Consider the following 24,953-nt stretch of genomic DNA (forward strand, 5'->3'; position numbering starts at 1 on the left):
GCGTTTACGCCGCATCCGGCATAAACAACGAGCACTTTGCCAGCACTCCAGAACGCCCAATCTTCTGTTATTGGGCGTTTTCAGTATCGTCATCGCGACGACGAATAATCAGCCCCGCCAGCCAGAAACTCATCACCCACGTCACCAGACCGACGGCATAGGTCTGCCAGCCTTTAGCTTCAAACCCCAGCAACCCCACCACGCCATTAAGAATGAATATAAGGCCAATGGCGAACGCATAGTAATGCCAGTCGCGGCGGATTTTTACAGGCAGATTCATGGCAGCTCCGTTAACGAAAAACAACATCCTTGCATATTCTGCAACATCCGTCTGTGGTGTAGACAGCATTTCCAGAATCGTTAAGAAATTTAACTTAAGGTTGCAATTTTGTGACTCATAACGAAGATTCTCGCTTCGGGAATATTCCCAACATCAATTTACCATGATTCTGATATTGACAATCCCAATGACCTGTCAGACTTGCCATAAGCCGCTGGTATCACACCAGAAGAGAAGCAGATGACTTCCGGAGGTTTTTATGGCTGATTTCACCCTGTCAAAATCGCTGTTTAGCGGAAAATATCGCGATGCCTCTTCAACGCCTGGCAACATTGCCTATGCATTGTTTGTGCTGTTTTGCTTTTGGGCTGGGGCGCAATTACTGAATTTGTTGGTGCATGCGCCAGGTGTCTATGAGCGTTTAATGCAGGTCCAGGAGACAGGCCGCCCACGGGTGGAAATTGGTCTGGGAGTCGGCACCATTTTCGGGCTGATCCCGTTTTTGGTTGGCTGCTTCATCTTTGCGGTGGTTGCGGTGTGGCTGCACTGGCGACATCGCCGCCAGTAAGATTTATTTTGCCAGATGCGACGTAAACATCTGGCCTATGATTACCCATTGGTCACGGCTTCATACAGCGCGCTCGTCTTTCATCGACGCGCTTCGCAAACCATGCGGTGGTAAGGTTACGGGTGATTTTCGGGCTTTCCAGTTGAATACCGGGCAACATTTCACGCGGTAGCGATTTACCCGTTTTCGCTTCGGCGAGTTGATAAACCTTCTTATACAACGCCGTCTCTTCAAAAGAGAAACTATCCCCTTTCTCGAGCTGACGACGAATTTCGCTGTCGCTCATTCCCAGTTTGCCCGCCAGCTTACGCGTCGCCAGTTCTGTTTTACCCGGCTCTTTACTGTCATAACGAATCAAATCACCATCCAGCGCCAGCTTCACGCCGCTGGCTTTGCTGACCGCATTCTGAAACGCGGCATTACGACTGGCGTACCAACCGGCATTAAAATCGGCGAAACGGAAAATCGGCGCGCTATAGCTGGCAGGATAATTGAGTAAATGGTAAGTCCCGAACCATAATCCGCCGCGACGACTGAAGACCTCCTGACGTACCGTACCGTCCATTTTCCACGGATACCCCCTGGTATGCTGTTCGGCAAAAGCAATGCTGACCTGCATCGGCCCACCGGTGCGCACCGGGTTAAGCGAACCAAACAGCGTCTGCCCCATCGGCACCATGCTGATCAGATCGTCAAAAATTGCACTCAGCTGCTTTTCCGTGCGCACGGAATCTAACCGTTCGCTGTAGCTTTTACCATTTGGCGATTTGATTTTTAGCGCGGTATGAACCAGAAAAGCAGGAATGTGCATTCGTTCGGCGCGGCGATCAATCTCTTGCCAGGCGATTTTACTTAATCCAGGAACGACCGGATCTGCCTGATAATTTGACTCCTGCTGCGCCACCGCCAGCACCGAGCAGACATTTTCCAGTGTCGGTGCCAGCCCCTGGCTTTCAAAAGTGGTGGCAAGATCTTTCGCCCAGGCATCGCGGTCTTTTACGCTGGCGGGTAACTTCTGCCGCACCACGCTCGCCACATCTATCGCTTTTTCGCCCTTTTTCAACGGCTGTGGCGCCTGACTGCTACACCCCGCTAAAACCAGAACCGCCAACAATGAAAGCGAAGACAGATGATTGACTCGCGACATTACCTCTCCTTTTTAACTCAATGTATGGGTTACTTCCTGAATTTTGTCATTATCCAGTTCATGTTCAAAGCTGCGCAGACGTTTGTAGATCGACATCAACTCGACCAGCGTGGTCCATGAGTTAATCAGATACTGGAAAGCGCCGCGAACCTGACCAAAAACGTTGGTTATTTGGGTCATCAGGCCGAGCGTAATCGTACCGGCAACAATCGACGGAAACAGCAAGAACAAACCGAAAACGTTATCGACCTGCAGGTAGAGAATGCGGGCGATGTTGAAATACATATAGTGAAAATAGAGGCGGAAATAGTTCTTCCGTACCGCGCTGAACAACTCGCGCACCGTTGGCGGTGTCGCACGCGTGGCGTCGTCTTCACCATAGACCAGCTCTTTACGGTAAGCTGCTTCTACTCGCTGGTTTTTAAACTCAAGTCCCGGCAGTTTGATCCCCACTACCGCCAGTAATCCGGTCCCCATCAGCGACCAGATAATCGCAGCAATCACCAAACCATACGGAATGTGCCCCACAATCGGCAACTCTGGCACGTGCGCGGAGAGCGTCACCAACACCGGCAAGAAGGCGATCAGCGTCATGATGGCGTTAATAAAGCTGACGCCCATATTCTCAAGCGTTGAAGCAAAACGCATGGTGTCTTCCTGCACACGCTGCGCGGCCCCTTCGATATGGCGCAGTTGCTGCCAGTTCGCCATGTAGTATTCGTTCATCGCCGTACGCCAGCGGAACACGTAGTGGCTGACAAAGAAATTGTTCAACACACTGATAACCACCGCGATCAGCGCAATCCCCAGAAAGACGCCCACTTCGCGATAAAACTGTTCGATGGTCACTTTATGCGGCGAACTGAGCGCGGTTTGAATCAAGTCATAAAACGGTGCATACCAGGCGTTGACTGCAACCCCAACTTCCACCAGAAACCAGGTCACGAAGATAATTAGCGCAGTGCCGAGTATTGACCAGTATTGCCAACGATGTGGGCTGTAGATAAACCAGAACAGCGCGAAAAGTCCTACGCAAACAATGTAATAAGCGTAAAAAACCAGGAAGTCTAACGACCAGAAACGGGCGGCGCTAATCGGGATCTGCCCAGAGGCCCCGGTGATGCGGGCAACCCAGTCACCGCCTCCCGCTTGCCAGAAGATTACGGCAATCAATGCCCAAACAAAGGCCGAGAGAAAAAAGGCTCCCGGTTTTGGGAAAAAAGACTTAAACATATGCTCTCCTGCTAGCTTCTTATCGTTTTAGCAACTGCTGTGTATTAACCGCATGGCCGCTTCAAAGAGTCAGCCAAATGAAACCGCCCATTGTGACCAACCGCAGAGCGCTTAGTTCGTCTTCCTGACCGGAAGAATTGTTTCGACGGATTTCACAAACAAAGGATTGTTTACATAAGCGCATTAACACGTACAGGATCACAAATGCAGACATTGGTGAGCAGGAAAAAGAACGTGTTTACGCGCCGTTACGTTTTTAACACTATTATTGCACTAATTTGCGCTTTGCAATCCATCAACGAGTAGTATAAATACGCTCAGTTACCTTCATTTAATTTATGGACACCACCGTTGAAACGTAGTCTGCTTTTTTCTGCCGTGCTGTGTGCGGCGTCATTGACCTCTGTCCACGCGGCGCAACCTATCGCCGAACCTGAATTCGCCTCTGATATTGTTGATCGCTATGCCGATCATATTTTTTACGGCAGCGGTGCCACCGGGATGGCGCTGGTCGTTATCGACGGTAATCAGCGTGTCTTTCGCAGTTATGGCGAAACTCGCCCTGGTAATAACGTTCGCCCGCAGTTGGATTCAGTAGTACGTATTGCTTCGCTCACCAAGTTGATGACCAGTGAGATGCTGGTGAAATTGCTGGACCAGGGGACAGTGAAGTTAAACGATCCACTGAGTAAATATGCCCCGCCAGGCGCACGCGTGCCAACTTACAACGGAGCCCCCATCACATTGGTGAATCTGGCAACCCACACCAGCGCCCTGCCCCGTGAACAGCCCGGCGGCGCGGCAAATCGTCCGGTGTTTGTCTGGCCGACGCGAGAGCAACGCTGGAAATACCTTTCTACAGCAAAACTAAAAGCCGCGCCAGGCAGCCAGGCCGCGTACTCCAACCTTGCGTTCGACCTGCTGGCGGATGCGCTGGCGAATGCATCCGGCAAGCCTTATACCCAGTTGTTTGAAGAGCAGATCACCCGTCCGCTGGGGATGAAAGACACCACCTACACACCATCACCGGACCAGTGCCGCCGTTTGATGGTTGCCGAGCGCGGCGCCAGTCCGTGTAACAATACGCTGGCGGCCATTGGCAGCGGCGGCGTTTATTCCACACCTGGCGATATGATGCGCTGGATGCAGCAATATTTGTCTTCTGATTTTTATCAGCGCAGTAACCAGGCGGATCGCATGCAGACGCTGATTTATCGGCGTGCACAGTTTACGAAAGTGATTGGCATGGATGTGCCAGGCAGAGCGGATGCACTCGGTTTAGGCTGGGTGTATATGGCACCGAAGGATGGACGTCCGGGTATTATTCAGAAGACCGGTGGTGGCGGTGGTTTCATTACCTATATGGCGATGATCCCGCAAAAAAATATCGGTGCGTTTGTGGTCGTGACCCGCTCACCATTAACACGGTTTAAAAATATGAGCGATGGCATCAATGATTTGGTGACCGAACTTAGCGGGAATAAACCGATGGTCATTCCCGCTTCCTGATTAATACTCTGAAGGCAAACGGTTGATAGCGACCAGTTTGCCTTTATTCATTTCGATATAACCGCCCTTGCGTAAAGCCGCAAGAACTTCTGCCACAACGGAACGTGATATGCGTGTACGTTGATGGATATAATTCATTACGCCAATGCGTGATCGTAATTCATCATTCCAATCAATCATTGATAATAACGTCGCACGGATTTGCTCGTAGGAATTATGCCCAATGAGCTGAACGTCGCGTAATTCCAGGATTTTATTTTGCCAGGCTAACCAGTAAAAAGCGTCGCGCCAGAGTTGATGTTGTTCAATAAGAGTAATGGTTTGTTTGGCTGGTAGATGATATCCCGTACAGTTTCCTTCTGATATTAATTTGTATGGTATATCGTTTTTCATTAAACCATCAGTCAGTCCCATAATATAAGGGGCTTGCGTAATACCGATAAGTACGTTTTCTTCTCTACGGAGAGAGATAACACCTTCTAAAATAACGAATGTGTCTTCGCTGTTTACATCACTGGAGAATATGACTTGTTTTTCATTATTAAACTCGAAGCGCGTGCCGTATCTGGACAAACATTTATCGAGCTTACCAAATTCCTGAAGAGGTTTAACTACAGATAACATTTGCGCGTCCTTTGCAGTAATGCCCGTCAAATCCTTGACGGGCATTATTTAGATTAAATTACCAGTATTTCTTCAGAGTGAAGAATATTACCAGGTATATTTAACACCCACGTTCGCGGACCAATCTTGATCTACGTCACCACCACCGAGGTAGCTAGCATCGGTATAGGCGCTGAAGTTCTTGGTGAAGCTGAACTGAGTACCCAGACCAACACGTACCGCAGACCCTTCAGTACCGTTATCGATGGAATCGCCGTTCACATCGTTATCGTTGTTAGAGTCGTCGTAGACGTAAGCCAGTTTGAAGTACGGAGTCAGAGCCTGGTCTTCGCTGTAAGTGAAGGTATAACCTGCATCTACACCCAGTTCATAACGCATGCTGTCGTAAGACTGACCGTCAACTTTCATGTCGTTGCTCAGCTGGTAGTCATCACCAGACTGGAACAGACCAGAAATGCTACCGTAAGGAGTTACGTAACCAGCATCACCCAGTTTGAAGTCGTAACCGGCTTTCAAACCGAAGCCCCATGCGTCAGAGTTGGTGCTACCGTCAACGTAAGTACCGTTGCTCATGGTTGCAGACAGATCGTTGTTGAAGTGAGAGTAGCTCAAGCTACCATCAACAAAGATGTTGTTCGCGAAGCGAGCAGAAGAGTAGATGTAGGCAGACTGGCTGTCTTGATCCACCTGACCAGAACGGTCATTCATGTCGCCTTTACCGAAGCCTGCAGCCGCACCGACGATCCACTTAGCGTTGTTACCATCAATTTTGGTATCAACACCGACCATGATGCCGTTAACATCCTGATCGTAGTCAATGGTACCGTTGTTGCCGTTGAAGTTACCACCGAAGTAGCTTACCCATGCGCCGCCGTTATCAGCCAGACCATGACGAGAGTTGGTCAAACGAGTACCAACGGTGTCTTGTTCCAGGTTCCAGATATTGGTGTTTGCAGACGGGATGCTCAGCGCCATGTTAGCGTAGTCAGTCAACTCGGTCTGATGCAGAACAACGGTGTTACCTTCCTGACGAGCTTCGTAGGTGTATGCACCCAGGTCAGCTTTGTTAGCAGCAGAGAAGGTCGCGTCGCTGTTTTTGTCGTTAACGTAGATCAGCTCGTTGCCGTTGTAGTCAGCGATAGAACCAGCACCAGTAGCGTTGTCGATACGAACTTTGTAGTTACCGGTTGCAGCTGCAACATGGTCACCATTGTTATCAACTTCGTTCTGACCAGCTTCGATAGAAGCAGTGTTATCGTTATCGCCGTTACCGTTAATGGTCAGGTGACCATCAGAGTTCATTGCGATTAAGCCATAACCGTAGTTTGACTTGGTAGTGTCGTTGGTACGGTCGTTGGTCAGGTCTGCATCAAGTACGAAGCGGTTGCTTTCGATGTTGAATACACCAGCGTGAATGTTACCACTGGTATCAGTGGTGCTGGTCAGGTTCAGAGTATCAACCTGAAGAGCATTAGCTGCTGTGTTACCTACATCCAGAATACCGTCGTTAGTAACGTTGATGGTATTCGCATACAGAGCGGCATCACCTACAGCCCAACCAGCAGTAACTTCATCAGAGATAGTTACGGTACTGTTATCGATAGTCAGTGAATCAGTTGCAACGTGACCATCTTCGTTGATGTTCAGCGCAGAAAGACCTGTCAGAGAGATAGAATCAGAAATCAGCGTTGAATCAGCAACATTAACAGTTGAACCACTGTTGATGCTCAGAGTATCAATCAGAGAAGTTTTGGTGGTATCCCACTGTGAACCGGTATTCAGGGTCACATTGAACAGACCGCTCTGGTAAACTTCGTTACCGATGATGTGATCAAATTCGCTGTATTCAGAGTCGCTGTTTTCTACACCAACAGTTGATGAAGGCCACAGGCTGTTAGCTGCGATGTCGATCAGAGTTGCAGTGGCATCGGAACCCATCGCATAAGCATCGTAAATGCCATCCAGCGGACTGTCTTTATCGATCTTACCATCGAGGGTATCGTTATCAGCATAACCATCGCCATTAAGATCTGTCCCAATATCTGAACCCAGATCAACCTGATGCGCAGACATTGCTGCACCAACCCACTTGCTGCCATTGTTCAGGGTCAGATCCAGGCGATCAGTACCATCCCAACCGTTAGTATCTACATCACCGTCAGCATCACGGTAGCTATCACGACCATGTGGGAAGAAGTTCTCATCAAAGTTGCTTGAGAAGAAAACATCACCCATCAGTGTGGAGTTATCGAATGTTGCAGTAGTCTGCATTGCGTTATCAGCATCAGGATGTGCAATAACAGCTAATGCGATATCGTCAGCATTCCAGCCATTACCGTTGTAATCACTGGCATTGCTGGTATTACCAAACCAACCAGTAGTACCTTCATCAGTCCATGAACCAGAGGTCACGGTAGAATCTTTAACAGTGATGGTGTTATTAAACACTTCGCTGCTATTTACACCGGTGCTGACAGTGTTGTCGTCGATATCTTCCCACTCATAACCCTGAGTCAGCGTAATACCTGCTACGTGAGAGTTATTAGAGATGGACAGATCAACTTCCTGATCCAGAGTGATGGCAGTACCGATGTTATAAACGTCTACAACATGAGTATCAGCGGCATTATTGTAGGTGCCGTTATATGTGTAGTGTTCGTAGTTGTCGTCGATCGTTGAATTATCAACAGTCAGCGCCAGACGGTCATGGTAGTAATCATCCGCACGATCAGCACAATCTGTTGTCATGCACTCGGAATAAATCATACCGTGAATAGTGCTGTTTTTGATTGTCAGACTATTGGCGTTGGTATTGGTAGAAATACCGTCGTCCAGATAGTAGGTAGAAATTACGCCGTTAACGGTAGCGTTATTAATGACCGGGTAGATATCGCCGTTGTAATAGCTATCAGCGGCATAGTTGTTCCAGCCTACATAACCATCATAGTAAACGTCATCAGCATAAGTGGTGTCGTTGTAGTGATGAAAAGTATTGTAAGTTTGACCAGAAATATCGTTGGTCGCTGCATTAGCCTGAGAGGTGATAGCCAGAGTGCAAGCCAATGCTAATTGTGATACTACAAGTTTCTTTTTCCAGGAGTGCATTTGTCATCCCTCCTCAGGGACGTAATAAGTTGATCCATCAATTATCAATGCATAGAAAACATCTTATGTTTCGCGTTTACGATTATGCGGCGTTATAGAGGAATGGTTCAATTATTCTTTCCCCTAAGTCCGATTGTGGACATATATAAAAAACATCTACACACGCAAAGAAAAAACTGACAAAAACACAGTTTTTCAACACGTTAATGAAAGCGTTAATTTTGAATTATAGCTTCTAAAAATATCAAACCAACAAATCAGATAAATAATTTATCAATAAACAATGAACTTTAAGCCATTCAATTTTTGACAGCTCAACCAAATCAACAAAAACAATAATTGAAGATTATAAATAAAAATTAAAAATATTTGCAGTGAATATAAAATCATTGCTATTTCTATTACAAAGATGTCCTGACCTCTCTTTCGTTCTCTTCTTATCAACATCGCGACAACTTTCGTAAAACACTCCCGCCCAGCATCAGGTATACTGTGCACCTTAATTCCACAAACATCAGGCAGACCATGACAGACTTAATCCAACGCCCTCGTCGCCTGCGCAAATCTCCTGCGCTGCGCGCTATGTTTGAAGAGACAACACTTAGCCTTAACGACCTGGTGTTGCCGATCTTTGTTGAAGAAGAAATTGACGACTACAAAGCCGTTGAAGCCATGCCTGGCGTGATGCGCATTCCAGAGAAACATCTGGCACGCGAAATTGAACGCATCGCCAACGCCGGTATTCGTTCGGTGATGACTTTCGGCATCTCTCACCATACTGATGAAACCGGCAGTGATGCCTGGCGGGAAGATGGTCTGGTGGCGCGTATGTCGCGCATCTGCAAGCAGACCGTGCCTGAAATGATCGTCATGTCAGACACCTGTTTCTGTGAATACACTTCTCACGGACACTGCGGCGTGTTGTGCGATCACGGCGTCGACAACGACGCGACTCTGGAAAATTTAGGCAAACAAGCGGTGGTTGCAGCTGCTGCAGGTGCAGACTTCATCGCCCCTTCCGCTGCGATGGACGGACAGGTACAGGCGATTCGCCAGGCGTTGGACGCTGCAGGCTTTAAAGATACGGCGATTATGTCGTATTCCACCAAGTTCGCCTCCTCCTTTTATGGCCCGTTCCGTGAAGCTGCCGGAAGCGCATTAAAAGGCGATCGCAAAAGCTATCAGATGAACCCAATGAACCGTCGTGAGGCGATTCGTGAGTCACTGCTGGATGAAGCCCAGGGCGCAGACTGCCTGATGGTTAAACCAGCTGGTGCGTACCTCGACATCGTGCGTGAGCTGCGTGAACGTACGGAATTGCCGATTGGCGCGTATCAGGTGAGTGGCGAGTACGCGATGATTAAATTCGCCGCGCTGGCAGGTGCTATAGATGAAGAGAAAGTGGTGCTCGAAAGCTTAGGTTCGATTAAGCGTGCGGGTGCGGATCTGATTTTCAGCTACTTTGCGCTGGATCTAGCTGAGAAGAAGATTCTGCGTTAATGATCATTATGCCGGGTTATCCCAACCCGGCATTTCCCCTTCACCCCGCCCGATAAAATGGTTTATCCCCGAGAATCGTTGCGCGATGCATAATCCGCCGCTGTGGCAAATAATCGGCATTCGCATAATGCTGAGTCACGCGGTTATCCCAAATCGCAATATCATTCGGTTGCCAGCGCCAACGCACCTGAAACTCCGGTTTGGTGATATGGGCAAACAAAAAGCCTAACAAGGCTTCGCTCTCTTTCTCGCTGACATCGACAATTCGCGTGGTAAATCCTTCATTAACAAACAGTGCCTGTTTGCCGCTCACCGGATGAGTACGCACCACTGGATGTAACAACGGCGGATTCTTCGCGGCCGCCTCGCGCCAACGTTGATGTTCCTCTTCGGTTTTGCGGTACTTGTATTCCGGGAACGATTTACGGAAATCATGCTCCGCGCGCAGCCCGCTCAAAAGCTGGCGGAAGGGAACAGAGAGCGCCTCATAGGCGGCAATACCGCTGGTCCAGAGCGTATCGCCACCGGTCGATGGCAACTCTTTCGCTGCGAGAATCGCCCCTGCTGGCGGCGTCTCAATAAATGTCACATCGGTGTGCCAGTTGTCGTTATCCGGCGGATTATCGTTATGGGTGTCCAGTACGATGATCTCGTCAACCCCTTCAGCATGAGGGTAAACAGGGTGAATATGCAGCTCGCCAAAACGCTGGGCCAGCGCGCGTTGCTGCTGCGGCGTAATAGCTTGATCGCGCAGAAACACCACCTGATGGCGCAGCACCGCATGGTAAAGCTGTTCAAACTGATTATCGCTTAACGGGCGCGTCAGGTCGGCACCCGAAATTTGTGCGCCAATATACGGCCCCAGCGGGGTAATGCTCAGACGTTCACTCATTGTACTTCTCCATGCCAGGGCGTCAGGCGGCGTTGTAACGCACGCAGACCCAGTTCTAAAAGAAATGCGATAATCGCAATCACCGCGATCCCCGCCAGCACCACGTCAGTCGCGAGGAATTCACCTGCTGACTGGACCATAAAACCTAAGCCTCGCGTTGCGGCAATCAACTCCGCCGCCACCAACGTAGACCAGCCCACACCCAGACCAATGCGTAATCCGGTGAGGATTTCCGGCAGCGCGCCAGGCAAAATGACAAACCACAGCACCTGTATACGGCTGGCCCCCAGCGACTGCGCGGCACTAATGCGAACCTGCTGGACGCTTTTCACCCCCGCCAGCGCCGACATCGCCACCGGTGCAAAAATCGCTAAATAGATCAGTAAGATCTTCGACGTTTCGCCAATACCAAACCAGATCACCATCAGCGGCAAATAGGCCAGCGGCGGCACCGGACGATAAAGCTCGATTACCGGATCCAGAATGCCGCGTACCGTAGGGCTAAGTCCCATCGCGATCCCGACCGGAATACCGATCAACACCGCTGCAAATAGCGCCAGCATAATGCGCGTCAGGCTGGCAGCCAGATGCTGCCACAGGGTGGCGTCCATAAATCCCTGCGGTCCGGCAATGGTGAGCAGTTTTGCCAGTACTTGTTGCGGCGGCGGCAAAAATAGCGGGCTAATCAGTTGCAGCGTCGCCACCGTCCACCATACGGTGAGTAAAACCGCTAACGTACCAATGCTTAAGGTCACTTGCCGTGAGAGCGGCCAGCGCCATTTCAACCGACTCGAATGCAGTTTTTCGTTAATGAGCACACTCATGAGAACGCCTCCCGTTGCTCAAATACGCGGCTTAAAACATATTCGCGAATGGCAATAAACTGTGGATCGGACTTGATGCTGCGACTCGATTCTCCCGCAACAAAGCGGCGAGCGAAGTCGAGCGGAAGACGCTCCAGCACACGCCCTGGCCCTGGCGAAAGCAGAACCAGCTCGGTCGCCATAAACACCGCTTCCTCTATATCGTGAGTAATCAACAGTACCTGCTTGCCCGTCTCCTGCCAGAGTTTCAGCAACAAGGTTTGCATCTGGTCGCGGGTAAAGGCGTCCAGCGCGCCAAACGGCTCGTCGAGTAATAACAGTTGGGGATTTGCCGCCAGCGCGCGGGCAATCCCCACTCGCTGACGCTGGCCTCCAGAAAGCTGCCAGATGAAGCGTTTTTCTGCGCCTTCCAGACCTACTTTTTTCAGCATCTGGAGAGCAATTTCCAGACGCTGCATTTTCTCTATCCCCGCCAGTTGCAGACCGAACGCCACGTTATCCTGCACATTGCGCCACGGTAGCAATCCTTCATTCTGAAAAACCACGCCGCGTTCTGCTCCCGGTCCTTGAATGTGTTTGCCCGCCAGTTGAATGCTGCCGTGCTGATAAGGCACAAAACCAGCAATTAAATTCAGCAACGTGGTTTTGCCGCAGCCGGACGGTCCCAGCACTACCAGCAGTTCGCGGCTTTCCAGCGTCAGGTTGATATCTTCCAGTGCTGGTTTGCCGCCATAATCGGCGTAAAGATGAGAGATTTGCAGCATCTGCGCCTCCTTTTATTGCACGAATCGAGAGGTAACGTACTGGCTGTAATCATTCGCTACAGCCGGGACTTTGCCCTGCTCTTTCAAAAACTGCGCGGTGTCGATGATCGCTTTGTTCACCGGTCCGGTCAGTTCTACCGTTTGCTGCTGCGGCGTCAGATAGGTGTTTCCCTTCACCAGCCCCGGCACATTGCCTTCCGGCACGCCGCTTAAGCGCGCCAGTTTGCTGATGTTTTCCGGCTGTTTCAGCCACGCGTCTGGGTTAGCAATGTATGGTTGCTGAGCATCGATGGCGCTTTTAGCGAACGCTTTCACGACCTCAGGATGTTTCTCGGCAAAATCTTTCCGCACTACCCAGACGTCCAGCGTCGGCGCGCCCCACTGCCCGACCTGTTCAGAATCGGTCAGCACCTTGCCGTCTTTTTCCAGGGCGTTAACCGCCGGTGCCCAGACATAAGCGCCATCGATATCTCCCCGTTGCCAGGCGGCGATAATCGCGGGCGGCTGCAGGTTCACTATCTCCACTTGCCCAGGTTTAATGCCCCAGTGTTTCAGCGCCGCCAGCAGGCTGTAGTGTGTCGTGGAGATAAACGGCACGGCGATACGTTTACCAATCAAGTCTTCCGGTTTGCTGATGGTTTTCTTCACCACCAACGCCTCAGAGTTGCCCAGTTTTGACGCCAGCAAGAAGACTTCAATCGGCACCTGTTGGCTGGCAGCTACCGCTAACGGACTGGAGCCGAGGTTGCCGATTTGCACATCGCCCGAGGCCAATGCCCGCACGATGCTGGCCCCGCTGTCAAACTTGCGCCAGTCCACCGTCGCCCCGCTCTCTTTGGCAAAGGTGTTATCAGCTTGAGCGACTTTCGCCGGTTCGGCGGAGGTTTGATAGGCCACGGTGACGTTCACCGCCTGCGCCTGAAAAGCGATGAATGCCAGTGCGGCAAGAAGTGTGTTACGCGATGAAATTGCCATGATTGTCTGCTCCCCTGTCTTGTTATGGGAGCAGTATTCGCGGACAAAGACATTTGATAAAAGAATTAGTCGTTATGGTACAGATGATTTTATTCTTAGCAAAAAAACAGCAAAGGAAAGGTTAATTATGCAATTGGCATCATCTCACAACTCGGGGAAATTGCTGCACTGTATTTTATTGATGCATAAAAAGTCAGATTACGAGATTTACTATCTTCTTATTTTTATTAAAACCAAAATATATGATAAAGTTATTATATTCGCATTAAATATACTATTGTATTGTTTTTCGCCCACAGCATATTACATTCACAATATTTATATAAACAATATCCGTTCATTGAACATATTTTTTAAATGCAATTAATTGACAAACTAATTCACATCTAAATACAATGCGCAAAAGAAAATAACTATACATAGCAAACACACAAAAACCTAACATATGAACTACGTAAAAAAAACTTTACCCTGTCGATTTTCAGCCCCTCATAGCATCCTGGCACTAAGTTATTAGCAACTTTCATTACGTATAAATTTTAACGTCTGCTTGCGCCAGAGATTACCTCTCTGCGCGTATCGCTGCGCTTGCAGTATAATAATTAAAATGGAGTGTCATTAAATGGATAAGGTTTTAAATTCTGCGCTCCTTTCTTCAAAAAATAAAAAGAAAGGTATTCTTGCTATTGGCGCACACCCTGACGATATAGAATTAGGCTGCGGCGCATCGCTCGCTCGTCTTGCGCAAAAAGGGATTTATATCGCTGCCGTAGTTATGACTACCGGCAATTCTGGCACCGATGGATTAATCGATCGCCACGCAGAGTCACGCGAAGCCCTAAAGATATTAGGATGCCAGCAGACTATTCATCTTAATTTTGCTGATACCCGTGCTCATTTACAGCTCAATGATATGATTACCGCCCTGGAAAATATCATTAAGTCTCAAATTCCGTCTGATGTTGAAATCATTCGTGTCTATACCATGCATGATGCCGACCGCCATCAGGATCATCTGGCCGTTTATCAGGCGTCAATGGTGGCCTGTCGGGCAATTCCTCAAATTCTCGGCTACGAAACGCCAAGTACCTGGCTTTCATTTATGCCCCAGGTTTTTGAATCCGTGGAAGAGAAATATTTTTCTATAAAACTAAACGCGTTACAAAAACATAAAAGTCAGAGTCTGCGTGATTATATGCGCCCAGAACGTTTGCGTGCTGTCGCACAATTTCGCGGACAACAGGTCAATAGCGACCTGGGTGAAGGCTTTGTTATTCATAAAATGATTCTTTGAGCAGATTGCATGAAAACCTGGATCTTTATATGTATGGCCGTAGCAATATTACTATGGTTCCTGAGTACGTTAAGGCGTAAGCCCAGCCAAAAAAAAGGCTGCATTGACGCAATTATTCCTGCCTATAACGAAGGCCCTTGTCTGGCTCAGTCGCTGGAAAATCTGCTACGCAACCCTTATTTTTGCCGGGTAATTTGCGTTAACGACGGCTCCACTGATAATACCGAAGCAGTCATGGCAGAAGTAAAACGTAAATGGGGCGACCGCTTTGTTGCCGTCACGCAAAAAAATACCGGTAAAGGTGGTGCGCTAATGAATGGCCTCAACTACGCCACCTGCGACCAGGTTTTTTTAAGCGATGCCGATACTTACGTCCCGCCCGATAAAAACGGCATGGGCTATATGTTGGCGGAAATTGAGCGCGGCGCTGACGCCGTAGGCGGCATTCCCTCCACCGCGTTAAAAGGCGCTGGCCTGCTGCCGCACATCCGCGCGACGGTGAAGTTGCCAATGATCGTTATGAAACGCACGTTACAGCAACTATTGGGTGGTGCACCGTTTATCATCAGCGGTGCCTGCGGGATGTTCCGTACTGATGTATTGCGTAAGTTCGGTTTCTCGGATCGTACTAAAGTCGAAGACCTTGATCTCACCTGGACATTGGTGGCAAACGGCTATCGTATTCGGCAGGCGAATCGCTGCATCGTATACCCACAGGAATGCAACAGTCCGCGTGAGGAGTGGCGACGCTGGCGGCGCTGGATTGTGGGCTACGCGGTATGTATGCGCCTGCATAAAAGGCTTTTATTTAGCCGCTTTGGCATATTCAGTATTTTCCCCATGCTGCTGGTTGTGCTTTATGGCGTTGGGATTTATCTCACTACCTGGTTTAATGAATTCATCGCCACCGGTCCACATGGCGTAATATTGGCAATGTTTCCACTTATCTGGGTCGGCGTAGTTTGTGTTATTGGTGCTTTTAGCGCTTGGTTTCATCGTTGCTGGTTATTGGTGCCTTTAGCGCCTTTTTCCGTTGTGTATGTATTATTAGCTTATGCCATCTGGATTATTTATGGACTTATTGCCTTTTTTACTGGACGCGAACCTCAGCGCGACAAACCCACCCGTTATTCCGCACTGGTGGAAGCGCCAACCGCTTATTCCAACTCTTCTGTCGCAGGAACTGAAAAGTTATCTGAAGCTTAATGTTAAAGAGAAAAATATTCAGATTGCAGACCAGGTAATTATTGATGAGAGTGCCGGTGAAGTTATTATTGGCACCAATACCAGTATTTGCCACGGTGCAGTGATTCAAGGACCGGTAGTGATTGGCGCAAATTGCCTGATTGGCAATTATGCTTTTATTCGCCCCAACACGGTAATCAGCAATGGTGTAAAAATTGGTTTTGCCACAGAAATAAAAAATGCGGTTATTGAAGCGGAAGCAACGATTGGTCCGCAATGTTTTATTGCCGACTCGGTGGTAGCAAGCGGGGCATATTTAGGCGCGCTGGTGCGTACCAGTAATCATCGTCTGGATGAACAGCCAGTATCGGTTCGCACCGCGGAAGGTACTATCGCTACCGGATGCGATAAATTAGGTTGTTATATTGGTCGGCGTTCACGACTTGGCGTGCAGGTTATTATTTTACCGGGGCGAATTATTTCTCCGAATACACAGCTTGGTCCACGCGTTATTGTAGAACGTAATTTACCTACCGGAAATTACTCACTCCGGCAAGAATTTATCCGTACAGGAGATTAAAATGATAAAACGGACGTTATTAGCGGCAGCAGTCTTTAGCGCATTGCCCGCTTATGCCGGGTTAACATCTATTACCGCAGGCTACGATTTTACCGATTATTCTGGCGATCATGGTAACCGTAATTTAGCGTATGCCGAACTGGTTGCAAAAGTTGAAAACGCAACACTGCTTTTCAATCTTTCCCAGGGACGTCGAGATTACGAGACTGAAAGTTTCAATGCCACACGCGGCCAGGGTGCTGTCTGGTATAAATGGAATAACTGGCTGACGACCCGAACGGGTATTGCATTTGCGGATAATACGCCGGTCTTTGCCCGCCAGGATTTTCGTCAGGATATTAACCTGGCCCTGCTGCCAAAAACGGTGTTCACGACCGGTTATCGCTACACCAAATATTACGATGACGTTGACGTTAATGCCTGGCAAGGTGGCGTTTCGCTTTATACCGGCCCGGTGATTACCAGCTATCGCTATACCCATTATGACTCAAGCGATGCGGGCGGCAGTTACAGCAATATGATTTCCCTGCGCCTGAACGATACGCGCGGCGGTGGTTATACCCAGCTTTGGCTAACTCGCGGGACCGGAGCTTACACTTATGACTGGTCGCCAGAGACACGACACGGCAGTATGAAGAGCGTCAGTTTACAGCGTATTCAGCCTTTAACAGAGCAACTTAATTTGGGGCTGACGGCAGGTAAAGTGTGGTACGACACCCCAACCGATGATTATGACGGCTTGCAACTCGCAGCTCATCTGACCTGGAAATTTTGATTCCGTCTGCCGCCCGCTATCCAGGGCGGCCTTCCCTGCCGATTAGCGCCCAAACACTTTCCTTTTCGTTTTCCGCCCAAATTCACCGGATAAATTTTATTCTCCAGTGTTATATACTATAGGGGGGTATGCATTGACATATAGCATACCCCCCTATAGTATATTGCGTGCAGATGATGAGGTGCGAAATGCCCAGTACTCCGGAAGAGAAGAAAAAGGTCCTTACTCGAGTTCGTCGTATTCGGGGGCAGATTGATGCTCTGGAACGGTCGCTGGAGGGTGATGCCGAATGCCGTGCCATACTCCAACAGATAGCCGCCGTTCGGGGCGCGGCTAACGGGCTGATGGCAGAAGTGCTTGAAAGCCATATCCGGGAAACGTTTGACCGAAATGACTGCTACAGCCGTGAAGTCAGCCAATCCGTTGACGACACTATTGAACTGGTTCGAGCCTATCTTAAATAGCTGAATCTATTACCATATTGAGGAAGAGCGAAAGATGAAATCACGTGCTGCCGTTGCATTTGCTCCCGGTAAACCGCTGGAAATCGTTGAAATTGACGTTGCACCACCGAAAAAAGGTGAAGTGCTGATCAAAGTTACCCATACCGGCGTTTGCCATACCGACGCATTTACCCTCTCCGGCGATGACCCGGAAGGTGTGTTCCCGGTGGTTCTTGGTCACGAAGGGGCTGGCGTTGTGGTTGAAGTCGGTGAAGGCGTAACCAGCGTCAAACCTGGCGACCATGTGATCCCACTTTATACCGCAGAGTGCGGCGAGTGTGAGTTCTGTCGTTCCGGCAAAACCAACCTCTGTGTCGCGGTTCGCGAAACCCAGGGCAAAGGCCTGATGCCAGACGGCACCACCCGTTTTTCTTACAACGGGCAGCCGCTTTATCACTACATGGGCTGTTCTACATTCAGTGAATACACCGTGGTCGCGGAAGTGTCTCTGGCCAAAATTAATCCAGAAGCAAACCATGAACACGTCTGCCTGCTGGGCTGTGGCGTGACCACCGGTATTGGCGCGGTACACAACACCGCTAAAGTCCAGCCAGGTGATTCTGTTGCCGTGTTTGGTCTTGGCGCGATTGGTCTGGCTGTGGTTCAGGGTGCACGTCAGGCGAAAGCGGGACGGATTATTGCTATTGATACGAACCCGAAGAAATTCGATCTGGCGCGTCGTTTCGGTGCCACCGACTGCATTAATCCGAATGACTACGACAAACCGATTAAAGATGTCCTGCTGGATATCAACAAATGGGGTATCGACCATACCTTTGAATGCATCGGTATCGTCAACGTGATGCGTGCGGCGCTGGAAAGCGCACACCGCGGCTGGGGTCAGTCGGTAATCATCGGGGTAGCAGGTTCCGGTCAGGAAATTTCAACGCGCCCATTCCAGTTGGTCACCGGTCGCGTATGGAAAGGTTCTGCGTTTGGTGGCGTGAAAGGTCGTTCCCAGTTACCGGGTATGGTTGAAGATGCGATGAAAGGTGATATCGACCTGGAACCGTTTGTCACGCATACCATGAGCCTGGATGAAATTAATGACGCCTTCGACCTGATGCATGAAGGCAAATCCATTCGAACCGTAATTCGTTACTGATTTCCCGCAGGTTTGCCCCGTCCAGTTCAGACGAGGTTCTTAATACCGTCCCCGGGCAGCCGTCCGGGGAATTAACCGTGAGATAATGACTGATGGAACTCATTGAAAAACATGCCAGCTTTGGCGGCTGGCAAAATGTGTATCGGCATTATTCCCAATCACTGAAATGTGAAATGAATGTCGGCGTCTATCTCCCACCAAAAGCCGCGATTGAAAAATTGCCGGTGCTGTACTGGCTTTCGGGCCTGACCTGCAACGAGCAGAATTTCATTACTAAATCGGGGATGCAGCGTTACGCGGCTGAGCACAACATTATTGTTGTTGCGCCGGACACCAGTCCGCGAGGCAGTCATGTCGCAGATGCCGACCGTTACGATCTCGGGCAAGGTGCCGGGTTTTACCTGAACGCAACGCAAGCGCCGTGGAATGAACATTACAAAATGTATGACTATATCCGCAACGAGCTGCCGGATTTAGTGATGCAACATTTTCCGGCAACGGCCAGAAAGTCTATTTCAGGTCATTCTATGGGCGGGCTGGGCGCGCTAGTGCTGGCGTTACGTAATCCAGATGAATATGTCAGCGTCTCGGCGTTTTCGCCCATTGTCTCCCCATCGCAAGTACCGTGGGGACAGCAAGCCTTTGCCGCATATCTTGGTGAAAATAAAGATGCCTGGTTGGATTACGATCCGGTGAGCCTTATTTCACAAGGTCAACGCGTTGCGGAAATCATGGTTGATCAGGGGTTGAGTGATGATTTTTACGCGGAACAGTTGCGGACTCAAAATCTTGAAAAGGTCTGTCAGGAGATGAATATCAAGGCGTTAATCCGTTATCACGAGGGTTATGATCACAGCTATTATTTTGTCTCCAGTTTTATTGGCGAGCATATTGCGTACCACGCCAATAAATTGAATATGCGTTGAGCATTTGCGCACGCCTGCCGGATGCGGCGTAAACGCCTTATCCACCTACATTTCGCCCGTAAACCGTAGGCCTGATAAGACGCGCAAAGCGTCGCATCAGGCATGGCGCACGCCTGCCGGATGCGGCGTAAACGCCTTATCCGGCCTACATTTCGCCCATAAACCGTAGGCCTGATAAGACGCGCAAAGCGTCGCATCAGGCATGGCGCACGACTGCCGGATGCGGCGTGAACGCCTTATCCGGCCTACATTTCGCCCATAAATCGTATGCCTGATAAGACGCGCATAGCGTCGCATCAGGCATTTGCGCACGACTTATCTATGTTTACCACATCAAATCATCAGGCACTTTGAAGTCGGCATACGGATCATCTTCATTCTGCTCTTCGGCGCTGAGTGCACTATGCAACACAATACTGCTGGCATCGCGCTGAGCAATTTTATCGGCAACGCTGGCGGGAATAATGGCGTATTCACCTTCGCTATTGTTATCGGCCAACAAGCGGGCAATCGCCAGACGACCATTAATCAACTGCGCCTGTGTGAGCTTATCAACAAAAATCTTCTTAATCAGATTACCATCGGTAAAGTTAAAACCAATATCGCCATTGGCAATGGTGATTCGGTTCATTTCAATAAGCTGCTTCACTTGGGCTTTATATTCTTTCGCCAACGCCGCTTGTTTTTGTTGCTCGCTAAGCTGTTTATCACGCTCAAGCTGTGCCTTTTTATTTTCTTCTACCGCCGCCCGAGCTTCACGCGCCTGAACGCGCGATTTTTTCGCCGTTCTCTCGACCTTCGCCGCTTTTTTGCTGGTGACTAATCCTGCTTTGAGCAACTGCTCTTGTAAGGTAAGTTTTGCCATCTTTGTTTCCAAACCCGCTGAATAATTTTTAGCGAGTATACCTGTAAACGCCTTAGGTGTATTGAGGGCAAGTCCCTTTCGCCCCTGCTTAATAAGGCGCATCAGGCATCGGCGCACGCCTGCATTCTTGATTTCCGACTCATCAAAATAAACACCGCCAACCCAGCAACAAGAATACCCGGCGCAGAAGCGGCCATTACGCCAACCGTGCCAGTGCCTAATGCCAGCATTTTCCCGGCCAGCAACGGGCCGCTCATGGCCCCCAGACGCCCTACCGCCACGGTTGTTCCCACACCTGTTGCGCGGATCTGCGAACTGTAAAACAACGGTGCCAGGGCATATAAAACGCTTTGCCCACCTGTCGCAAATAACCCCGCGACAAATCCCGCCAGCAACATACCGTTAAATGACGACACCGTTCCCAGTGCCAGTAGCGAAGCTAACATGCCGCTATAAATCAGTAGCGACATGGTTACTGGACGCAGCTTATCCATTAATGCACCCAACATTAACGTCCCACTTGCCGCCCCCATTTGCAGTGCAAACATCACCCCAGCCGCCTGTGATGGCTGGAATCCTTGCTCCACCAAAAGCAGCGGCAGCCAGTTGATCAACATGTAGACCACCAGCAGAGTGAAGAAATAACACAACCACAGCAGCAGCGTCGCGGTTGCCGTTTCTGGCGCAAATAACGCACGCAGCGGTGGTGCGGCCTGTTTTTCGCCAGCGAAAACCGCCGACTCCGGCAGCCAGCGCATTAATAGCGGCACCAGAATCAACGGCACCACACCACCTACCCAAAACACCGTTTGCCAGGCTAAGTTTGCCCCCGCGAAACCCAGCGTCGCCGCCAGCGCCGCGCCAATGGGAACACCGCAATACATCAGGCTCACTGCCGTCCCACGAAAACGTGGACCCGCGGCTTCAGACGTCAGGGCGATAAGATTCGGCAACGCCGCCCCCAGCCCGACACCGGTCATCAGCCGTGCAAAGACCAGTGATGGGAAATCCCAGGCAATCGCCGTTGCCAGTGAGAACAAACCAAACAGCGCAACTGAGCCAATCAAAATGCGCTTGCGACCATAACGGTCCGCCAGCATTCCGCCAACCAGCGCACCGGGTAGCAAACCGAGTATTCCGGCGCTGAATATCCAACCCATTTGCATTTTATCGAGTGCGAAAGCCTGGGCGATGCCACCCGCCGCAATGCCAGCCGCCTGAAGATCCAGTCCTTCCATCAGAGCGACCAAAAAACAAAGCCCGATGGTCAGCATCAGGCGGGATGAAGATGATGAAGGGGTACGAGTCGACATAAGATGAACCTCGTTGTGAGTGCAGGTGAATCGCGGCTGATACATTGCCAGCCGCGTAATCAGAACCATTTAATGACAGCCTGCAGGCGAAATGTAGGCCGGATAAGGCGTTCACGCCGCATCCGGCAGTCGTGCACAGATGCCTGATGCGACGCTTGCGCGTCTTATCAGGCCTGGGATGGGCATACAAAATGCACGTTCTCAGCAGGCATCATTATTTGTTGTTGCGCAGATCAAGCGCCACGTCGACGATCATATCCTCCTGGCCGCCAACCATCCGGCGTTTGCCCAGCTCAACGAGAATATCCACCGCGCTTAAGCCATAACGCGCCGCCGCCGTTTCGCAGTGACGCAGGAAGCTGGAGTAAACGCCAGCGTATCCCAGCGCCAGCGTTTCGCGATCGACTCGTACCGGACGATCCTGCAACGGACGCACCAGGTCGTCAGCGGCATCCATTAACGCATAGAGATCGGTCCCATGCTGCCAGCCCAGTTTATCCGCGGCGGCAATAAATACTTCCAGCGGCGCGTTACCTGCACCCGCGCCCATTCCCGCAAGACTGGCGTCGATTCGGTCGCAGCCCTCTTCCACCGCCGCGATAGAGTTCGCCACGCCAAGACTCAGGTTATGGTGAGCGTGCATGCCGGTTTGCGTTTCTGGTTTCAGCACTGCTTTCAGGGCGCGGAAACGGTCGCGGATATCGCTCATGTTCATCGCACCGCCAGAATCCACCACATAAATACAGGTCGCACCGTAGCCTTCCATCAGCTTTGCCTGCTTCGCGAGATTCTCCGGCGTGGTCATATGGCTCATCATCAGAAAACCAACGGTGTCCATTCCGAGCTCGCGGGCATACTGAATATGCTGGGCGGAAACATCAGCTTCGGTACAGTGCGTTGCCACACGAACCACCCGCGCGCCAGCCTGCCAGGCATTTTTCAGATCGTGAATAGTGCCGATGCCTGGCAGCAACAACGTCGCGATTTTGGCGTGCTTCACCACATCCGCCGCCGCTTCAATCCATTCAAGGTCGCTATGTGCGCCGAAACCATAGTTAAAGCTGGAACCCTGCAAACCGTCGCCATGGGCCACTTCAATCGAATCCACGCGAGCATCATCCAGTGCTTTGGCAATCTGGCGAACGTTTTCCAGCGAATACTGATGACGAATGGCGTGCATACCGTCACGCAACGTGACGTCCGAGATATAAAGTTTTTTACCGTTCATGCCACTTCTCCTGCCTTGCGCGCCAGTGACTGGGCCATTTTTTCCGCTGTCGCCAGCGCACTGGAAGTCATAATGTCGAGGTTGCCCGCATAGGCAGGCAGATAATGCGCTGCGCCTTCGACTTCCAGCCAGACCGCCGTTTTCAGTCCGGAGAACTGCCCCACGCCCGGCAAATTAACCGGTTTATCCTGCGGGATAACTTCAAACTGCACGCGCTGTTTCAGGCGATATCCCGGTACGTAAGCCTGCACCGCCTCAGCCATTTCATTGATTGAGGCTTCGATATCATCTTGTGAAGCTTCGTCGCTCAATACATACACCGTGTCACGCATCATCAACGGTGGCTCTGCTGGGTTAAGCACGATAATCGCCTTCCCTTTTGCCGCGCCGCCCACCACTTCAATGGCGCGCGACGTGGTTTCCGTAAATTCATCGATATTGGCACGCGTGCCAGGTCCGGCAGATTTACTGGCGATAGAAGCGATAATTTCGGCGTAATGAACACGCGCCACGCGTGAAACTGCCGCCACCATTGGAATAGTGGCCTGGCCGCCGCAGGTGACCATGTTGACGTTCAGTTGATCGACGTTCGTCTCGAGGTTAACCACCGGCACGCAGTAAGGGCCGATGGCAGCAGGCGTCAGGTCAATTAAGCGAATATCCGGTTTCGCTTCGCGTAAAGCGGCATCGTTTTTCACATGCGCGCCCGCGCTGGTCGCATCAAATACAATGTCGATATCAGCAAATTCAGGCATGTTCATCAGCCCGATAACCCCTTCATGGGTGGTGGCGACGCCCATACGTCTGGCACGCGCCAGACCGTCGGACTGAGGATCAATGCCGACCATCACCGCCATCTCCAGATGCTGACCGTGACGCAAAATTTTAATCATCAAATCGGTGCCAATGTTGCCAGAACCGATAATGGCGACTTTACGCTTACTCATGACAGACTTCCTTTTGGGACTGCGCTTGAAAATGTCGCAGCAACTGAACCTATGCCTTCAATATGGGCTTCAAAACGATCGCCCGCATTTACCGCCACCATCGGACCTAATGCCCCGGTAAGAATGATATCTCCGGCGCGCAGCGGTTGACCCAGGCTGGCCATTTTGCGTGCCAGCCAGACAGCGGCATTAAGCGGATGCCCCAGGCATTCGCTGCCGCGCCCGCTGGAAACCTCTTCGTTATTACGCGTCATCTTCATGGCGCAGTTTTTCAGATCTAACCCCGCCAGACGTTGCGCCGGACCGCCGATGACATACACCCCGCAGGAGGCGTTATCTGCCACGGTATCGACAAACTGAATCGACCAGTCGCGGATGCGGCTACCCACCACTTCCAGCGCCGGAAGTACCCATTCAATGGCGTTATACAGTTCGTTAAACGTGGTATCGGTCGCGGGCAAATCGCGGTTCAAAACCAGTGCGATCTCCGCTTCAATGCGGGGTTGCAAGACGCGGGAAAAAGGAATGGTTTCATTATCGCCATAACACATGTCGGCAAATAACGTCCCATAATCCGGTTGATCAACGCCCAGTTGTTGTTGCACTTTCGGATGCGTCAGTCCCACTTTGCGCCCCACCACTCGCCGTCCCTGAGCGACGTCATGTTGCACATTGATGCGTTGAATGGCGTAGGCGGCTTTCGCGTTTTCAATACCAATCAGACCACGCAGCGGCGCAATCGCTTCGCCCTGCTCTGCGGCGCGGCGTAAATCCGCCGCCAGTTGCTCAAGAGTATGCTTCGTCATGACCA

General features: G+C 50.6%; 24 protein-coding genes. 10 read left to right on the top strand and 14 right to left on the bottom strand.

Going from position 1 to position 24,953, the window contains the following annotated elements; translation table 11 throughout:
• Positions 1-67 precede the first annotated feature (67 nt).
• Positions 68-280, bottom strand: coding sequence for a DUF2754 domain-containing protein (locus tag D9597_RS15560; RefSeq protein ID WP_130206179.1), 213 nt, complete (start codon positions 278-280; stop codon positions 68-70).
• Between the two features lie 259 nt (positions 281-539).
• On the opposite strand from D9597_RS15560, the gene D9597_RS15565 reads away from it, so the two are divergent.
• Positions 540-848 (top strand): YaiY family protein, encoded by a 309-nt coding sequence (locus D9597_RS15565; protein WP_064527077.1) that lies wholly within the window; start codon positions 540-542, stop codon positions 846-848.
• Between the two features lie 52 nt (positions 849-900).
• On the opposite strand, the gene yaiW is transcribed toward D9597_RS15565, so the two are convergent.
• Both yaiW and sbmA read right to left on the bottom strand, forming a co-directional pair.
• Complete coding sequence (yaiW, locus tag D9597_RS15570; RefSeq protein WP_130215392.1) at positions 901-1,995, bottom strand: surface-exposed outer membrane lipoprotein YaiW; 1,095 nt, start codon at positions 1,993-1,995, stop codon at positions 901-903.
• A gap of 12 nt (positions 1,996-2,007) precedes the next feature.
• Positions 2,008-3,228, bottom strand: coding sequence for a peptide antibiotic transporter SbmA (gene sbmA, locus D9597_RS15575; RefSeq protein ID WP_130223271.1), 1,221 nt, complete (start codon positions 3,226-3,228; stop codon positions 2,008-2,010).
• A gap of 351 nt (positions 3,229-3,579) precedes the next feature.
• Between sbmA and ampH the strand changes: the two genes are divergently transcribed.
• Positions 3,580-4,737, top strand: a complete 1,158-nt coding sequence (ampH, locus tag D9597_RS15580) for a D-alanyl-D-alanine-carboxypeptidase/endopeptidase AmpH (RefSeq protein ID WP_130223273.1) — start codon at positions 3,580-3,582, stop codon at positions 4,735-4,737.
• Here the strand turns inward: ampH and iprA are convergent, their stop codons facing one another.
• Together iprA and ehaB are read right to left on the bottom strand one after the other, a co-directional pair.
• On the bottom strand, positions 4,738-5,361 hold the full coding sequence (iprA, locus tag D9597_RS15585; protein WP_130215386.1) for a hydrogen peroxide resistance inhibitor IprA: 624 nt from the start codon (positions 5,359-5,361) through the stop codon (positions 4,738-4,740).
• An 87-nt stretch (positions 5,362-5,448) separates the two neighbouring features.
• The gene (ehaB, locus tag D9597_RS15590) at positions 5,449-8,466 is read right to left on the bottom strand and encodes an autotransporter adhesin EhaB (RefSeq protein ID WP_130223275.1); all 3,018 of its coding nucleotides are present in this window, start codon (positions 8,464-8,466) and stop codon (positions 5,449-5,451) included.
• Positions 8,467-8,991: 525 nt separating this feature from the next.
• On the opposite strand from ehaB, the gene hemB reads away from it, so the two are divergent.
• Positions 8,992-9,966, top strand: a complete 975-nt coding sequence (gene hemB, locus D9597_RS15595; RefSeq protein WP_130223277.1) for a porphobilinogen synthase — start codon at positions 8,992-8,994, stop codon at positions 9,964-9,966.
• Between the two features lie 40 nt (positions 9,967-10,006).
• Here hemB and tauD read toward each other — a convergent pair whose 3' ends face one another.
• The 4 genes from tauD to tauA are packed head-to-tail and all read right to left on the bottom strand — an operon-like array spanning position 10,007 to position 13,421.
• Positions 10,007-10,858, bottom strand: coding sequence for a taurine dioxygenase (gene tauD, locus D9597_RS15600; RefSeq protein WP_130223279.1), 852 nt, complete (start codon positions 10,856-10,858; stop codon positions 10,007-10,009).
• Positions 10,855-11,682 (bottom strand): taurine ABC transporter permease TauC, encoded by an 828-nt coding sequence (gene tauC / locus D9597_RS15605; protein ID WP_130223281.1) that lies wholly within the window; start codon positions 11,680-11,682, stop codon positions 10,855-10,857. Before tauC ends, tauD begins: the two co-directional genes overlap by 4 nt.
• The gene (gene tauB, locus D9597_RS15610; protein ID WP_130223283.1) at positions 11,679-12,446 is read right to left on the bottom strand and encodes a taurine ABC transporter ATP-binding subunit; all 768 of its coding nucleotides are present in this window, start codon (positions 12,444-12,446) and stop codon (positions 11,679-11,681) included. Before tauB ends, tauC begins: the two co-directional genes overlap by 4 nt.
• A 12-nt stretch (positions 12,447-12,458) precedes the next feature.
• Complete coding sequence (gene tauA / locus D9597_RS15615; RefSeq protein WP_130223285.1) at positions 12,459-13,421, bottom strand: taurine ABC transporter substrate-binding protein; 963 nt, start codon at positions 13,419-13,421, stop codon at positions 12,459-12,461.
• A gap of 622 nt (positions 13,422-14,043) precedes the next feature.
• Here tauA and D9597_RS15620 point away from each other — a divergent pair.
• From D9597_RS15620 to fghA, 7 genes are all read left to right on the top strand, one after another.
• Positions 14,044-14,715, top strand: a complete 672-nt coding sequence (locus tag D9597_RS15620) for a PIG-L deacetylase family protein (protein ID WP_130223287.1) — start codon at positions 14,044-14,046, stop codon at positions 14,713-14,715.
• Between the two features lie 9 nt (positions 14,716-14,724).
• The gene (locus tag D9597_RS15625) at positions 14,725-15,921 is read left to right on the top strand and encodes a glycosyltransferase family 2 protein (protein ID WP_130223289.1); all 1,197 of its coding nucleotides are present in this window, start codon (positions 14,725-14,727) and stop codon (positions 15,919-15,921) included.
• Entirely contained in the window at positions 15,887-16,480 is a 594-nt protein-coding gene (locus D9597_RS15630; RefSeq protein ID WP_240780433.1) for an acetyltransferase, read from the top strand. The genes D9597_RS15625 and D9597_RS15630 overlap by 35 nt, the downstream gene beginning before the upstream one ends.
• A gap of 1 nt (position 16,481) precedes the next feature.
• Positions 16,482-17,255: a YaiO family outer membrane beta-barrel protein gene (locus D9597_RS15635; protein ID WP_130223291.1), complete on the top strand. Its 774-nt coding sequence runs from the start codon at positions 16,482-16,484 to the stop codon at positions 17,253-17,255.
• Between the two features lie 188 nt (positions 17,256-17,443).
• Positions 17,444-17,719, top strand: coding sequence for a formaldehyde-responsive transcriptional repressor FrmR (gene frmR / locus D9597_RS15640; RefSeq protein ID WP_001141271.1), 276 nt, complete (start codon positions 17,444-17,446; stop codon positions 17,717-17,719).
• A gap of 34 nt (positions 17,720-17,753) precedes the next feature.
• A complete protein-coding gene (gene frmA / locus D9597_RS15645) occupies positions 17,754-18,863 on the top strand; it encodes an S-(hydroxymethyl)glutathione dehydrogenase (RefSeq protein ID WP_130223293.1) in 1,110 nt (369 codons plus the stop codon).
• Between the two features lie 92 nt (positions 18,864-18,955).
• Positions 18,956-19,789, top strand: coding sequence for an S-formylglutathione hydrolase (gene fghA, locus D9597_RS15650; protein WP_130223295.1), 834 nt, complete (start codon positions 18,956-18,958; stop codon positions 19,787-19,789).
• Positions 19,790-20,114: 325 nt separating this feature from the next.
• Here fghA and D9597_RS15655 read toward each other — a convergent pair whose 3' ends face one another.
• From D9597_RS15655 to mhpD, 5 genes are all read right to left on the bottom strand, one after another.
• Positions 20,115-20,654 carry a DUF2058 domain-containing protein gene (locus D9597_RS15655; protein WP_130206149.1) on the bottom strand — a complete coding sequence of 180 codons (540 nt, stop codon included), beginning with the start codon at positions 20,652-20,654 and terminating at the stop codon, positions 20,115-20,117.
• 101 nt (positions 20,655-20,755) lie between these two features.
• A complete protein-coding gene (gene mhpT, locus D9597_RS15660) occupies positions 20,756-21,967 on the bottom strand; it encodes a 3-(3-hydroxy-phenyl)propionate transporter MhpT (RefSeq protein WP_130223297.1) in 1,212 nt (403 codons plus the stop codon).
• Between the two features lie 214 nt (positions 21,968-22,181).
• Positions 22,182-23,195 carry a 4-hydroxy-2-oxovalerate aldolase gene (gene mhpE, locus D9597_RS15665; RefSeq protein WP_001013507.1) on the bottom strand — a complete coding sequence of 338 codons (1,014 nt, stop codon included), beginning with the start codon at positions 23,193-23,195 and terminating at the stop codon, positions 22,182-22,184.
• Complete coding sequence (gene mhpF, locus D9597_RS15670) at positions 23,192-24,142, bottom strand: acetaldehyde dehydrogenase (RefSeq protein ID WP_130223299.1); 951 nt, start codon at positions 24,140-24,142, stop codon at positions 23,192-23,194. Before mhpF ends, mhpE begins: the two co-directional genes overlap by 4 nt.
• Positions 24,139-24,948, bottom strand: a complete 810-nt coding sequence (mhpD, locus tag D9597_RS15675; RefSeq protein WP_130223301.1) for a 2-keto-4-pentenoate hydratase — start codon at positions 24,946-24,948, stop codon at positions 24,139-24,141. The genes mhpF and mhpD overlap by 4 nt, the downstream gene beginning before the upstream one ends.
• Between the last annotated feature and the right edge of the window lie 5 nt (positions 24,949-24,953).

Origin of the sequence: Escherichia sp. E13S3 (assembly GCF_004212325.1) — a bacterium.
In the GTDB taxonomy this organism is placed as follows: domain Bacteria; phylum Pseudomonadota; class Gammaproteobacteria; order Enterobacterales; family Enterobacteriaceae; genus Escherichia.

Excerpts from the sequence above, each read along its gene's own strand:
- D9597_RS15625 (WP_130223289.1), top strand. The coding sequence starts at position 14,725 with ATGAAAACCTGGATCTTTATATGTATGGCCGTAGCAATATTACTATGG.
- D9597_RS15560 (WP_130206179.1), bottom strand. The coding sequence starts at position 280 with ATGAATCTGCCTGTAAAAATCCGCCGCGACTGGCATTACTATGCGTTC.
- fghA (WP_130223295.1), top strand. The coding sequence starts at position 18,956 with ATGGAACTCATTGAAAAACATGCCAGCTTTGGCGGCTGGCAAAATGTG.
- iprA (WP_130215386.1), bottom strand. The coding sequence starts at position 5,361 with ATGTTATCTGTAGTTAAACCTCTTCAGGAATTTGGTAAGCTCGATAAA.
- mhpF (WP_130223299.1), bottom strand. The coding sequence starts at position 24,142 with ATGAGTAAGCGTAAAGTCGCCATTATCGGTTCTGGCAACATTGGCACC.
- D9597_RS15620 (WP_130223287.1), top strand. The coding sequence starts at position 14,044 with ATGGATAAGGTTTTAAATTCTGCGCTCCTTTCTTCAAAAAATAAAAAG.
- yaiW (WP_130215392.1), bottom strand. The coding sequence starts at position 1,995 with ATGTCGCGAGTCAATCATCTGTCTTCGCTTTCATTGTTGGCGGTTCTG.
- sbmA (WP_130223271.1), bottom strand. The coding sequence starts at position 3,228 with ATGTTTAAGTCTTTTTTCCCAAAACCGGGAGCCTTTTTTCTCTCGGCC.
- tauA (WP_130223285.1), bottom strand. The coding sequence starts at position 13,421 with ATGGCAATTTCATCGCGTAACACACTTCTTGCCGCACTGGCATTCATC.
- tauC (WP_130223281.1), bottom strand. The coding sequence starts at position 11,682 with ATGAGTGTGCTCATTAACGAAAAACTGCATTCGAGTCGGTTGAAATGG.
- tauB (WP_130223283.1), bottom strand. The coding sequence starts at position 12,446 with ATGCTGCAAATCTCTCATCTTTACGCCGATTATGGCGGCAAACCAGCA.
- hemB (WP_130223277.1), top strand. The coding sequence starts at position 8,992 with ATGACAGACTTAATCCAACGCCCTCGTCGCCTGCGCAAATCTCCTGCG.
- frmA (WP_130223293.1), top strand. The coding sequence starts at position 17,754 with ATGAAATCACGTGCTGCCGTTGCATTTGCTCCCGGTAAACCGCTGGAA.
- tauD (WP_130223279.1), bottom strand. The coding sequence starts at position 10,858 with ATGAGTGAACGTCTGAGCATTACCCCGCTGGGGCCGTATATTGGCGCA.
- frmR (WP_001141271.1), top strand. The coding sequence starts at position 17,444 with ATGCCCAGTACTCCGGAAGAGAAGAAAAAGGTCCTTACTCGAGTTCGT.
- ehaB (WP_130223275.1), bottom strand. The coding sequence starts at position 8,466 with ATGCACTCCTGGAAAAAGAAACTTGTAGTATCACAATTAGCATTGGCT.
- mhpT (WP_130223297.1), bottom strand. The coding sequence starts at position 21,967 with ATGTCGACTCGTACCCCTTCATCATCTTCATCCCGCCTGATGCTGACC.
- D9597_RS15655 (WP_130206149.1), bottom strand. The coding sequence starts at position 20,654 with ATGGCAAAACTTACCTTACAAGAGCAGTTGCTCAAAGCAGGATTAGTC.
- mhpE (WP_001013507.1), bottom strand. The coding sequence starts at position 23,195 with ATGAACGGTAAAAAACTTTATATCTCGGACGTCACGTTGCGTGACGGT.
- mhpD (WP_130223301.1), bottom strand. The coding sequence starts at position 24,948 with ATGACGAAGCATACTCTTGAGCAACTGGCGGCGGATTTACGCCGCGCC.
- D9597_RS15635 (WP_130223291.1), top strand. The coding sequence starts at position 16,482 with ATGATAAAACGGACGTTATTAGCGGCAGCAGTCTTTAGCGCATTGCCC.
- D9597_RS15565 (WP_064527077.1), top strand. The coding sequence starts at position 540 with ATGGCTGATTTCACCCTGTCAAAATCGCTGTTTAGCGGAAAATATCGC.